At 63.8% G+C, this 12,149-nt stretch carries 12 protein-coding genes; 10 read left to right on the forward strand and 2 right to left on the reverse strand.

The window, feature by feature from the left end:
* Positions 1-56 precede the first annotated feature (56 nt).
* From ACVILL_RS36360 to ACVILL_RS36405, 10 genes are all read left to right on the forward strand, one after another.
* Positions 57-470, forward strand: a complete 414-nt coding sequence (locus tag ACVILL_RS36360) for a CBS domain-containing protein (RefSeq protein WP_456733430.1) — start codon at positions 57-59, stop codon at positions 468-470.
* Between the two features lie 79 nt (positions 471-549).
* Positions 550-1,569 (forward strand): 2-dehydropantoate 2-reductase, encoded by a 1,020-nt coding sequence (locus ACVILL_RS36365; protein ID WP_456733431.1) that lies wholly within the window; start codon positions 550-552, stop codon positions 1,567-1,569.
* Entirely contained in the window at positions 1,569-2,351 is a 783-nt protein-coding gene (locus ACVILL_RS36370; protein WP_456733432.1) for a fumarylacetoacetate hydrolase family protein, read from the forward strand. Before ACVILL_RS36365 ends, ACVILL_RS36370 begins: the two co-directional genes overlap by 1 nt.
* An 84-nt stretch (positions 2,352-2,435) precedes the next feature.
* The gene (gene oxlT / locus ACVILL_RS36375) at positions 2,436-3,797 is read left to right on the forward strand and encodes an oxalate/formate MFS antiporter (protein ID WP_456733433.1); all 1,362 of its coding nucleotides are present in this window, start codon (positions 2,436-2,438) and stop codon (positions 3,795-3,797) included.
* A 28-nt stretch (positions 3,798-3,825) separates the two neighbouring features.
* The gene (locus ACVILL_RS36380; RefSeq protein WP_456733434.1) at positions 3,826-5,115 is read left to right on the forward strand and encodes a glycerate kinase type-2 family protein; all 1,290 of its coding nucleotides are present in this window, start codon (positions 3,826-3,828) and stop codon (positions 5,113-5,115) included.
* Positions 5,116-5,123: 8 nt separating this feature from the next.
* Positions 5,124-6,539, forward strand: coding sequence for a pyruvate kinase (gene pyk / locus ACVILL_RS36385; RefSeq protein ID WP_456733435.1), 1,416 nt, complete (start codon positions 5,124-5,126; stop codon positions 6,537-6,539).
* A gap of 458 nt (positions 6,540-6,997) precedes the next feature.
* Positions 6,998-7,288, forward strand: coding sequence for a hypothetical protein (locus ACVILL_RS36390; RefSeq protein WP_456733436.1), 291 nt, complete (start codon positions 6,998-7,000; stop codon positions 7,286-7,288).
* 85 nt (positions 7,289-7,373) lie between these two features.
* Positions 7,374-7,784, forward strand: a complete 411-nt coding sequence (locus tag ACVILL_RS36395) for a hypothetical protein (protein WP_456733437.1) — start codon at positions 7,374-7,376, stop codon at positions 7,782-7,784.
* 206 nt (positions 7,785-7,990) lie between these two features.
* On the forward strand, positions 7,991-9,061 hold the full coding sequence (locus ACVILL_RS36400; RefSeq protein WP_456733438.1) for a hypothetical protein: 1,071 nt from the start codon (positions 7,991-7,993) through the stop codon (positions 9,059-9,061).
* Between the two features lie 700 nt (positions 9,062-9,761).
* Positions 9,762-10,586: an SCO family protein gene (locus tag ACVILL_RS36405; protein ID WP_456733439.1), complete on the forward strand. Its 825-nt coding sequence runs from the start codon at positions 9,762-9,764 to the stop codon at positions 10,584-10,586.
* On the opposite strand, the gene ACVILL_RS36410 is transcribed toward ACVILL_RS36405, so the two are convergent.
* Positions 10,531-11,625 (reverse strand): hypothetical protein, encoded by a 1,095-nt coding sequence (locus ACVILL_RS36410; protein WP_456733440.1) that lies wholly within the window; start codon positions 11,623-11,625, stop codon positions 10,531-10,533. The genes ACVILL_RS36405 and ACVILL_RS36410 overlap by 56 nt on opposite strands.
* Entirely contained in the window at positions 11,622-12,134 is a 513-nt protein-coding gene (locus ACVILL_RS36415) for a c-type cytochrome (RefSeq protein WP_456734443.1), read from the reverse strand. The genes ACVILL_RS36410 and ACVILL_RS36415 overlap by 4 nt, the downstream gene beginning before the upstream one ends.
* Positions 12,135-12,149 lie beyond the last annotated feature (15 nt).

Raw genomic sequence — 12,149 nt, forward strand, 5'->3', positions numbered from 1 at the left:
AATGTATACCACGATCCTTTCAGACAAGCTCGACACTCGATCCGGAGGACACGGCCATGTACGTCGCAGACATCCTGCGCACCAAAAGCCCGCGCACGGTGGTGATCGCTTCGAGCGAGACCATCGGCATTGCGGCCGGCCTGATGCGCGCCAGCAATGTCGGCGCGCTCGTCGTCAGGGATGTCTCCTACGGGGTGGTCGGGATGTTCTACGAGCGCGACGTCGTCGCCGCGATCGCCGAGCGCGGCGCGGGCGGCCTTTCGATGAAGGTCGCGCAATTCGCCACGGCGCGGCCGCTGGTGTCCTGCCGTTCGCAGGACACGCTCGCTCATGTCGAACATCTCATGGGCTGTCACCAGATCCGGCACGTCCCCGTCATCGACAACGGCCGGCTTGCCGGCGTCGTCAGCATGCGGGACATCGCCTTCGTCCTCGATGAGGCTGCCGCCGGCGCAACACGCGCGGCCTAGGACTCTTCTCGATCATTGACATGCAAATCGGCTCGAGCCGGCACGGTTCGTGCGTCTTCACTCTGCTTGCGAGGGTTTCATGAGGATCTGCATCTACGGCGCCGGCGCTATCGGCGGGTATCTCGGTGTCGAATTCATGCGCGCTGGCGCCGATGTCAGCCTCGTCGCGCGCGGCGCGCATCTCGCCGCGATGCGGCAGAACGGGCTGAAGCTCCTGATCGGCGACGAGGAACGCGTGGTGCATCCCCGCTGCACCGACGATCCCACTGAGCTCGGCGAGCAGGATTTCGTCATCATCTGCCTCAAGGCGCATTCGATCACCGGTGTGATCGAACAGATGCAGCCCCTGCTCGGCCAGCGGACCCGGATCGTCACCGCCGTCAACGGCATTCCCTATTGGTATTTCCACAAGCATGGCGGCCAGCACGAAGGCTCGACGCTCGAGAGCATCGATCCCGGCGGCCGGCAATGGCGCGAGCTCGGCCCCGAGCGCGCCATCGGCTGTGTGGTGTATCCCGCGACGGAGATCGAAGCTCCCGGCGTCATCCGTCACGTCTACGGCAACAATTTCCCGCTCGGCGAGCCCTCCGGCGAAGTCACGACTGACATCAAGAGCCTCTCCGACATGTTCGCGGTCGCGGGCATGAAGGCGCCGGTGCTCGAGCGCATCCGCGACGAGATCTGGCTCAAGCTGTGGGGCAACGTCTGTTTCAACCCGATCAGCGCACTGACCCATGCGACCCTTGACGTGATCTGCACCGATCCCGCCACCCGCGCGCTGTCCAAGGCGATCATGCTGGAGGCGCAGGCCATTGCCGAGAGTCTCGGCGTCAAGTTTCGCGTCGATGTCGAACGCCGCATCGAAGGCGCGCGCAAGGTCGGCGCGCACAAGACATCGATGCTGCAGGATCTCGAGCGCGGCCGTCCCGTCGAAATCGATCCCTTGATCACGGTGGTCCAGGAGATGGGTCGGATGACCGGAATTGCGACGCCTGCCCTCGACGCGGTCCTGGCCCTGGTCGCACAGCGCACCAGGCTGGCGGGCCTGTACAGCGGAAGCGCCGCAGTCGCTCCCGCGCAATCGCTGGCGGTGGCGTGATGGCCGGGATCACGCGCTGGGTCCGCTTCCGCCACGACGCCACGATCGGCTTCGGACACCTCACCGCATCGGGCATCTCCGTGCACGCCGGTGACATGTTCGATGACGCGCAGCCGACCGGACAGGTGCTGGCGCTGGACGATGTCGAACTGCTCGCCCCGACGCAGCCGACCAAGATCATCGCGCTCTGGAACAATTTTCACGCGCTCGCAGCCAAGCTGAAATCGCCGGAGCCGCCTGAACCATTGTACCTGCTGAAGGCGCCGACCAGCGTCACCGCACCCGGCACGGTCGTCAGGCGTCCTTCGACCTACGATGGCAAGACCACCTACGAGGGCGAGCTCGGCATCGTCATCGGCAAGACCTGCACCGCCATCGCTCCTGAAGAGGCCGATGCCTTCATCTTCGGCTACACCTGCACCAACGACATCACCGCAGCCGACATTCTCAACCGCGACCCGACCTTCGCCCAATGGGCTCGCGCCAAGGGCTTCGATGGATACGGTCCGTTCGGCCCCGTTGTCGCCTCCGACCTCGATCCCGCGAGCCTTGTGGTGCGCACCATCCTCAACGGCGTCGAGCGGCAGAACTATCCGATCGCCGACATGATCGTCAGCGCGCAAGGGCTGGTCAGCAAGATCTCGCACGACATGACGCTGCTGCCGGGTGACCTCATCTGTTGCGGCACATCGATCGGCGTCGGCGTGATGAAGGAGCCGGTCAATACGGTCACCGTGGCGATCGACGGCATCGGCGAGCTGACCAACGAATTTCGTCAGTAAGCGGCGCGCTCCATAGAACAACGACGAGTTGGGAAGCGCGACTGACCGCGAATTGAACAACCAACACCTGCATTGGGAGGATTCATGATCTCCAGCACGAACGGGGCGTCGTCGGGCGGTAGCTCCCGCTGGCTTCAACTGGCCATCGGCATCGTCTGCATGGCGATGATCGCCAACCTGCAATACGGGTGGACGCTGTTCGTCGACCCGATCGACGCGAATTTTCACTGGGGCCGTCCGGCCATCCAGCTCGCTTTCACGATTTTCGTGATGACCGAGACGTGGCTTGTGCCGGTGGAAGCCTGGTTCGTGGACAAATACGGCCCCCGCATCGTCATCATGTTCGGCGGGCTGATGATCGGCCTAGCCTGGGTGTTGAACTCCTACGCCTCGTCTCTCGTCACGCTGTATGCGGCAGCGATCGTCGCGGGCATCGGCGCCGGCGCGGTCTACGGCACCTGTGTCGGCAACGCGCTGAAATGGTTTCCGGACCGGCGGGGTCTCGCCGCGGGCGCGACCGCCGCCGGGTTCGGGGCTGGCGCTGCCCTCACCGTCGTGCCGATCGCCAACATGATTGCGTCTCACGGCTACCAGAGCGCGTTCCTGACGTTCGGCATCGGACAAGGGCTCATCGTCCTGCTGCTTGCCTCGTTCGTTCGCTCCCCCGGGACCGCCGAGGCGCCCAAGAAGAAGCGGCTCAACCTGCCGCAGAGCGCAATCGACTTCACGCCGCCTCAGGTGCTGCGCACGCCGATCTTCTGGGTCATGTACCTGGTATTCGTCATGGTGGCTTCCGGCGGGCTGATGACCGCAGCCCAGATCGGGCCGATCGCCCACGACTTCGGGATCGCGAGCACTCCGGTCACGCTGGCGGGCTTCCAGATGGCCGCGCTGACCTTCGCCATCTCGCTCGATCGCATCTTCGATGGCTTCGGCCGTCCGTTCTTCGGCTGGGTGTCCGACAACATCGGCCGCGAGTACACGATGTTCATCGCGTTCGCCACCGCGGCGCTGATGTTGCTGACGCTGTCAGCCTACGGCCACATTCCACTCGTGTTCGTGTTGGCAACGGCGGTCTATTTCGGCGTGTTTGGCGAGATCTACAGCCTGTTTCCGGCGACATCCGGCGACACATTCGGCTCCAGATACGCCACCACGAACAACGGCATGCTCTACACGGCGAAGGGCACGGCGGCGCTGCTGGTGCCGCTTGCGAGCATCATCTCCTCCCGCTATGGCTGGCAGGCCGTGTTTGTCGTCGCGGTTGCGCTCAACGCCACCGCGGCCCTGATGGCCGTGTTCGTGATCAGGCCGCTGCGGCGCGCCTTCATTCTCGGCAGCGAAGGCGCGGCAGGCGCCGCAATCGCCCGCGCAAAGGCGGTCCCCGGCGGAGGCGATCTGCTGGAGGCACCGGTGTCTTACGACGGTCTCAAGAAGGCGCCATAACACGGGACCTGACGGCGGAGCGCAACGATTGAACGACAAATGGACCGACCTGCGAGCCCGGACTGCCCTGCGGCGAATCTTCGACGCCGCCATCGCCAGCGCCGACCCCAGGATCACGATCGCCGGCGCCCTGCCGGCGAAGCCGAAGGGCCGGTGCATCGTCGTCGGCGCAGGCAAGGCCTCGGCGGCGATGGCGGCGGGCCTCGACGCGGCATGGCCTGACGTCGAGCTTTCAGGTGTCATCGTCACGCGCCATGGTCATTCGGTTCCGGCGGGCCGCATCGAGGTGCTCGAGGCGTCCCATCCCGTGCCGGACGAGACGAGCAAGGCTGCCGCCCTTCGCATGCTGCGCGCCGTTGACGGGCTGTCGGCCGATGATCTCGTCATCGCGCTGATGTCCGGCGGCGGCTCGGCGCTGATGACCCTTCCTGCATCGCCGATGACGCTCGCCGACAAGCAGGCGGTCAACCGCGCGCTGCTCGCAAGCGGAGCGACGATCGCCGAGATGAATGTCGTCCGCAAGCATTTGTCCGCCATCAAGGGCGGGCGGCTGGCGCTTGCCGCCCGTCCCGCGCGGCTCACGACGCTCGTGATCTCGGACATTCCGGGCGACGACCCGACGGCAATCGCCTCCGGCCCGACACTCCCGGACGCCAGCACGAGAGCCGATGCGCAAGAGATCGTCAGGCGGTTTGCGATCGACCTGCCGGATGCGGCGCGCCGCATCCTCGCGCAAGGCGACGAAACGCCGAAGCCCGGCGAGATCGATGCCGACGTGCGGCTCGTCGCTGCACCGTCCATCGCGCTTGATGCTGCCGCCCGTGCGGCCCGCGATGAAGGCCTCAATCCGATCATTCTCGGGGACGCGCTCGAGGGCGAGGCACGCGAACTCGGGACGGTGATGGCGGGTATCGCCCGCTCGGTCGTGACGCAGGCGCAACCGGGCTCGGCCCCTGCGGTTCTGCTCTCCGGAGGTGAGACGACGGTTACGATCGGCCGGGGCCCGGCCGGCCGCGGCGGCCGCAACACCGAGTTCCTGCTCGGGCTTGCCGTCGCCCTCGCCGGCGCGCCCGACATCTGGGCCATTGCCGGAGATAGCGACGGCATTGACGGAACCGAAGACGCGGCTGGTGCTTTGATTGGACCGGACACGCTGCTGCGCGCCGCCGCCGACGGCCTCGACGCGCGCGCTTGTCTGGCGGCCCATGACAGCTACACATTCTTCGATCGCCTTGGAGACCTCGTGCGCACCGGGCCGACGCTTACCAATGTGAACGATGTCAGAGCCGTGCTGATCGCAGCCGGCAAGCAGCAATGAGGTGATCCATGCGTCGTCATCGACGAGCCAAGATCGTTGCAACCGTCGGCCCAGCCAGCAGTTCCCCCGAGATGCTCAAGGTCCTGCTGCTGGCAGGTGTCGATACGTTCCGTCTGAACTTCAGCCACGGGACCCAGGGCGACCACGCCAACGTCCACGCCGCGATCCGGCGGCTGGAACAGGAAGTCGGCCGGCCGATCGGCATTCTGATGGATCTTCAGGGTCCGAAGATCCGCGTCGGCACCCTGCGCGATGGAAAAATTACTGCGGCGGCCGGAGAAACCATCCGCTTCGTGCTGTCCGGATCGGACGGCGACCGATCCTCAATCCCCCTCCCGCATCGGGAAATCTTTGCGGCCGTGGCTCCCGGCCACGACCTTTTGATCGACGACGGCAGGGTCCGCGTTCGCGTCACCGGTCTCGGTGACGATTTCATCGAAGCCAAGGTGATCGTCGGCGGCACGATCTCGAACCACAAGGGTGTCAATCTGCCGGGCACCGTCCTCGATCTGTCACCGCTGACCGCGAAGGACCGCCTCGATCTGGAGTTCGGTCTGAAGCTCGGCGTGGATTGGGTCGCTCTGTCGTTCGTGCAAAAACCCTCCGACATCATCGAGGCGAGAGGCCTCGTCGGCGACCGCGCTGGCCTGATGGCCAAGATCGAGAAGCCGGCGGCGCTCGAGCGGATCGACGACATCATCCAGCTGTGCGACGCCATCATGGTTGCGCGGGGAGATCTCGGCGTCGAAATCCCGGATGAGGACGTGCCGGGGCGGCAGAAGGAGCTGGTGCGGGCCTGCCGTCTCGCGGTGAAGCCCGTGATCGTCGCCACGCAAATGCTGGACTCGATGGTCGCCGCGCCCACGCCGACACGTGCGGAAGTCTCCGACGTTGCGACCGCCATCTATGACGGGGCGGACGCCGTGATGCTGTCGGCGGAATCGGCGACGGGCCGCTATCCGCGCGAGGCCGTCCAGATGATGGACCGCATCATCCGCAGCACCGAACAGCACAAGATGTACCGCTCGATCGTCGAGGCGACCCAGCCCGGCGAAGAGCAAACGCCGCCGCACGCCGTTGCGACGGCCGCTGCCGACCTCGCCTCCGTCATACACGCCGCAGCCATCGTGGCCTACACGTCGAGCGGCACCACGGCCGCACGCGTCGCGCGCAAGCGGCCGAGCCTCCCGATCCTCGCCATCACCCCGAGCCGCGAAGTGTCGCGCCGCCTGTGCCTGCTCTGGGGCGCTCACAGTGTCCTTTCCGACGACGTCCAGGGCTATGAGGAGATGGTCGAGCGTGCGACAACTCTCGCGCACGCGGAGCAATTTGCCTCGAGCCGCGACCTGCTGGTCGTCGTCGCCGGCATTCCCTTTGCGCAGGCAGGAAGCACGAACAATCTGCGCGTCGTTTCGCTCCCCTGAGATGGGTGTCGCTCAGGGCATGGCGCCAAACCAGATCACGAGCGCGAAGATCACCAGCAGGGCGACGGTGATGATCGCTTCGCTCGTTGGTATTTGCTTCATGGTCCGCCTCCGCGCGCGGGAGCGGGATGCTGCGACGGGGCAGTAGTTCACATCAGCACAACACCGCCCGCTTAAAATGCATGCGGACGGCGTCGGCTCTAGCCCCAGGAAGGAAATGCAAAATCCCGGTGGCCATTAGGTCTACACAGCCGGGCTGAAAGTTCACGTGACGATTGGCATACTCCAAAGGGTGTAGAATCGCCGATCGCAAAGGACGCCATTGAGACCATCCTTGGCACCCTCGGCTCTATCATGATCTCACCTCGATCACGGCCACAGGGTGTGGTGCCGGCAGCGCCTGCCGCTCGACACCGCCCTCAGCGCCACGACCCGTCCGGCCCAAGGGGCAATGTCGGATGGTCGCGGTTGTTCTCGTCCGGCTTGACCCTGAACCCCTGTCGAAACGCGAACCAGATAAAGCCGCCCAGTGCGACCACGCAGATCGGCGCGAGAATGGAGTCGAGACCGTGCCGCAAGCGGTTGAAAACATTGGAGCGGGTGAAGGGAATCGAACCCTCGTATTCAGCTTGGAAGGCCGACGCTCCGCCAGTCTTTTCAACGACAATTCTGACAAATTGCCCCTAACCTGCCCATTGAGCGCTAACGGTTATTTCGACGTGTCAGAACATGCGGTCATCGGCGCATGAAAAGCAATCGTCCCCTTGCCCGCCTTCCTGCCGGTGAAGGAGCCCAGATGACTCCCCTTCCCGCTCGTTCCGGCGCGGCGCGCCCATGACCGACAAGCCCGCTGATCGCCTCGCCGAGGTCGATGACGGAGAGGCCTACTGGCAGGCCATGCAGGACGCGGCCGAGGATGCCTTTTGGGAAGGTCGACAGGCCGAGGCCGAATATCAAGCGCAGATGGCCGCACTCGACGCCCAGCGTGAGGCCGAGGCCGAGGAACAGCGCGAGATCGAGCTGGCCGAGCAGCGCCACTGCGACGATCTGCGCCGGGCGCGTGATCGCGAGCTGCTAGATCGCCTCGCCGCCGCTGCGCGCGGCGGCGATCTCGATGTGAGGGATCGCACCTTCTGCGAAGAGATGAGCATCATGCACGAAACCGACGCCACGTTGAGCGAGCGGCAGAAGGCGAAGGCGCTGGCAATTTTGGCGAAGCTTGGGGAACCGACAAACGATAATTAGATGACCAGAAACGGAAGAAGCCTCGGTTTGCAGCCGAGGCTTCGTATTCCGAATGATCCGCCAAGATCAACCCAAACATAAGGACACCAAACCAAATGAAGGGGTACTTCGTATCTAGTGCCACGCTCGAAGTGCGTCAAGGCAAACAGGGACCGGGACAGACAAAGAGGTCTGCTCTCGTGATCTCGATCTAGACGGTGTCGACGATGAGCGACACCGCCGACCACACCCTCGAAGATATCAACGATCACATCGCCGAGATTCTGCGCGAAGAAGCGAAGGCCGCGCTCCACGCCGATCGCCGCGCCGAGATCGACGCCGCCGTGCGTGCCGATCGTGCGCCTATGACAGCAATGCTTGTCGGCGCCGACCACGGCGAATTTGGTCTAATCATCAGATCTGATCCGAATGACAAGGCGAACATCGCCCGCGCGCATGCCGCGATCGCCCGGAAGTATCGCGACGACCAGCGCCCGCGCCTTTGCCGGCGCGGCCTCGTGGCGGTTCGGATCGAAGAGTTCGAGCGCTACATGGCGCACCGCTACGGTAGGACGCTGCCTGACGACGCCGGCCGGCACGACTTGACCATCCTGCTCAATCATATCGCGCAGGCCGGAGACATCGGGAGCGTCTATTGCAGGATGCGCGGCACCGCCAAGGTGTGGGCTCGGTGCACAGTACCGCTAGGCGACGGCGCCAGTCGCGTCACCTATTGGATGAGCGATACCGAGATGGACGAGCTGATCGCGCTCATCCTGAAAAGGCCGCGCCGCTACACCGCCAAGAAGCTCGGTGAACTGACCGGCCTGACCGAGGCGGAACACAAGCTGCTCGGCATCACCTCGTGGTGGCCTCACACATGGAACACGGCCGAGGTTCGCGCAGATCAGCGGGAACGGCGTAAGACCAATGACCGTGAGGCCAAGAAGGCCAAGCGCCGCGGTGAGGGTGCCGTTACTCGCGAAGAATATCTGGCGCAATCAAAGAGCCGCACCGAACCATGGCTGGCGGCCGGCTTCAAATGCCGGCGCACGTGGGAACGGCACATCAAGAAGGCCGCTGCACTCAGTGAGACTCAAGAATGTCGCAAGTCAGTCGCCTCTGTAAGGAAGGATTCTTATAGAGCCGAGCAACCTGCGACACGTCCGATCAGGATGCGGGCGATCTCGCCGACGATCAGCCATCTCGACGGTATCGACTTCGAGAGGTTCGGCATCGTCGCCATCAAGGTGATGTCCAGAACACGCACCATCAGGGAATGGTGTCCGTCCGCATAGCGAGATGTTGACCGGCGGGCGAGCACGGGCCAAAAGCCCGCGCGCAGCCTGTCACGCAGCCCGGCTGTCACCACCGATATCCGCAAACATGACCCACCGGCGCCTCGGCGCGGCTCCGCTTGAGCTACGCCGGCCGTGCGCCACGTTTGCTACTGGACATTCAATGTCCCAAACGTCCCGGCATTGTCCCTTTTCGATGTCGATCAACGAAGCCACAACCACCTAGACGTTCGATAATCCATGTCAATTTTTCAAGGGAGTTTGATAATGAACATGGTCGATCTCACAGAGCAGTTGCGGAACGATCGCAGGAACTATGTAAGGAAATCCCGTCGGAGGTCGCCCTTAAGTTCGCGGCCAACATGCGCCTTTTCCATGCCGAATACAGCCCGCTCAAGTGGGATGAGACCGCCGCGGATACGAGGCACTTGCTCCTCGAGCACATGCCTAAATAGAGCTCATCGCTGCTGAGGATGACGGACTTTTCTGCCCCTTCGGGCATGCAGCTGGCTCGTAGCGCTGACTGGCCAGCTTCTCTTTTTTAAGGCGGTAAAATTGTCAAGGAGCTAGGAACGGTCGCTGATGGGGTTTGCATGGTCCGGCCTGCGCCTATCGGTGCAGATCACGACAAAACTCAATCGCAACCATCTGGAACCAACCTGATCCGGTGCGGTTCTCAACGAGCATCCGAAGGCTGCTCATGGCGTTCGTTCAGCAAGCCGCATGTAATCTCATCTCCACCTGGCTTGGAGCGATCATCGCTCTCGCAATCATCTCCCCGGGCTGCGCGCATGCGGGTCTCAACCGCGCGCAGTTCGAGCGAGCTGGCCTCGCGACCAACGCGGGCCAACAATTGCCATTGCAAGTGCCACTCACGAGCGAGGCGAACGAAACCAGGCCGTTGAAGAATTGGCTGGGTAGTATGCCTACCGTCTGGATCAGTGCTGATTACACATGCACCACCCTTTGTGGTCCGCTGATATCCATCGTCTCAAATGCGCTCGCTGATACCGGACTGAGAGCGGGGCTCGACTACAGGCTGATCGTGCTCGGCCTCGATCCGAAGGATACGGCAGATGATGCTCTGGCCATGAAGGCTGCACAGGTCAGCCCCCGTGGCGATCTGCCAGCTCAATCGATCTTCTTGCAAGGGACCTCGGCTGACGTGGGTGAGTTGCTGACTGCATTTGGCATTCGGACAAGCTACGACGCGGAACACGATCAGTTCGCGCATCCTGCCGCGGTATTCGTCGTCACGTCCGAGGGCCGCATTGCGCACGCGCTGACCGGTATCGCTCTCGATCCCGAAAATCTTCGGCGGACGCTTGTCGACACTGGTCATGGCCGCATAGGAGGATGGTCTAGCCAGGTTCGCCTGCTCTGCTATGGCTTCGATCCGACAACCGGAGTTTATACGTTCGACGTCTGGCGGATACTGGCTGGGGCCGGCGTAATCACGATGGTCGCGCTCATCGCGATGGTGGCGCTTCTGATCCGGCGGGACGTCTTGCCCAAGTCTGGCTGAAGATAAAGCCACCATTCGCCAGCGCCGCGCCGAAAGCCAACCATAGCAGCGTCCCAAGAAAGAGAACTGCAGCAGGCAGCATCAGCGTCGTCGTCAGCGGCGCAATACCGCGAATCGCCGGCAGGATCAGGATCGTGGCCTCGCACCAGCGCATCAGCAGGGTCAGCCCGCAGAGCATCATGAGCGCGCGGGGGCCGGAGCGCACCCTCGCGCTCAGCAGCGCGAAGAACGGCAGCACGAACTGTCCAAGCGCAACCACAGCCAGCAGATATTGCCACCCATGCTCCGACCGCGCCTGATACCAGGACACCTCGTCCGGGATGTTGCCCGACCAGATCACGATGTACTGCATGGCGTGAAGGTACGCCCACAGGAGGATCAGGGAGAGCAGCAGTCCGCTGTAGCCGGCGCTACGGCCGATGCGACGCCCCGACAAGAGGCTGATGCCGAGCACGAATGCGAAACCGCTGAGCAGCGTAAAGCTTAGGAAAAGAAGGCCGTAGATAGAGGAATGAAAGTCCGGCTCGAGTGATTCCATCCAATCGATGCCGGCGAGCGAGACGGTCAAAGCGTAGACGACCAATCCGACCGACGCCGCGCGCACCATGGCGGCTTCGTCACGCCATGCCCGGCGGAGCCACACCGCGAGCCCGATCCAGAGCCCAAAATAGATCGCGCCGCGTAAAACAAGGAACCATGGCGCAAGGTAGTACGCTTTGAACGGCGGCAATGCAGACGGTTCGGCCATTGCCGGATAGATATGCTTCATGAAAAGCAGGATGGGCAGCGATGCCAGGGCCATGACCGGCAGCGTTGCCGCCGCGGCGGCGAATTGCGCGTGGAGCGCTTCCGTCCAGACGCGACGGACCAGATAGCTCGTCATCCACAGTGCCAGCGCACCGATCGGGACCGCAGCCCACGCCACCCAGGCCACGAGATAGGCCGATGCCGTGGATCGGCTGTCGAGGATGAAGCCGGCCACAAGGGCCAATCCCGTAACGAGCAGAAAGGCCATCCCGAGATCACGGCGCATGCTCATGGCTGCCCCGTGAGCTTTGCGCGCTCATCTGGCGGCACATCCTCGATCGAGGCGCGGCGGCTGAGCTGCAGGGCGCGGATATAGGCCACGATGGCCCAGCGATCCTGCGGACCAACGCGCGCGGCGTAGGAGTACATTGCGCCATAGCCGTTGGTGATGACGTCGAAGAAATGCTGGTCGTCAGCTGTCACCAGACGGTCGACATGGTAGCTGGTCGGGTGCGGCATCCCGCGATGAACGATGATGCCATCGCCGTCGCCGCCTGCGCCGTGGCACGGCGAGCAGAAGATCGCAAACCGCCGCCGGCCCGCGATCCAGCAGCTCAGCCGATAATGCGGGCTTGGTCGTCGCCGCCCTCTCCCGCTCCAGATCGCCGCGCGCCACGGTGTTGGCCGGCGAAGGGCGCAACATGCTGCCGCGGAACAGTGGCGCGCGGGAGTACTCGCTGTATTTCGGCTGAACGTCCATGTTCTGGTCGCAGGCTGCGAGCAACAAGGCGAGCGCGACAGTGAGCGCCCATCTGG

The organism is Bradyrhizobium sp. USDA 3364 (assembly GCF_054056355.1).

What these genes read in the sequence shown, in the direction of transcription:
- ACVILL_RS36360 (WP_456733430.1), top strand. Translation starts at nt 57, where the DNA reads ATGTACGTCGCAGACATCCTGCGCACCAAAAGCCCGCGCACGGTGGTG.
- ACVILL_RS36365 (WP_456733431.1), top strand. Translation starts at nt 550, where the DNA reads ATGAGGATCTGCATCTACGGCGCCGGCGCTATCGGCGGGTATCTCGGT.
- ACVILL_RS36370 (WP_456733432.1), top strand. Translation starts at nt 1,569, where the DNA reads ATGGCCGGGATCACGCGCTGGGTCCGCTTCCGCCACGACGCCACGATC.
- oxlT (WP_456733433.1), top strand. Translation starts at nt 2,436, where the DNA reads ATGATCTCCAGCACGAACGGGGCGTCGTCGGGCGGTAGCTCCCGCTGG.
- pyk (WP_456733435.1), top strand. Translation starts at nt 5,124, where the DNA reads ATGCGTCGTCATCGACGAGCCAAGATCGTTGCAACCGTCGGCCCAGCC.
- ACVILL_RS36390 (WP_456733436.1), top strand. Translation starts at nt 6,998, where the DNA reads ATGGTCGCGGTTGTTCTCGTCCGGCTTGACCCTGAACCCCTGTCGAAA.
- ACVILL_RS36395 (WP_456733437.1), top strand. Translation starts at nt 7,374, where the DNA reads ATGACCGACAAGCCCGCTGATCGCCTCGCCGAGGTCGATGACGGAGAG.
- ACVILL_RS36400 (WP_456733438.1), top strand. Translation starts at nt 7,991, where the DNA reads ATGAGCGACACCGCCGACCACACCCTCGAAGATATCAACGATCACATC.
- ACVILL_RS36405 (WP_456733439.1), top strand. Translation starts at nt 9,762, where the DNA reads ATGGCGTTCGTTCAGCAAGCCGCATGTAATCTCATCTCCACCTGGCTT.
- ACVILL_RS36410 (WP_456733440.1), bottom strand. Translation starts at nt 11,625, where the DNA reads ATGAGCATGCGCCGTGATCTCGGGATGGCCTTTCTGCTCGTTACGGGA.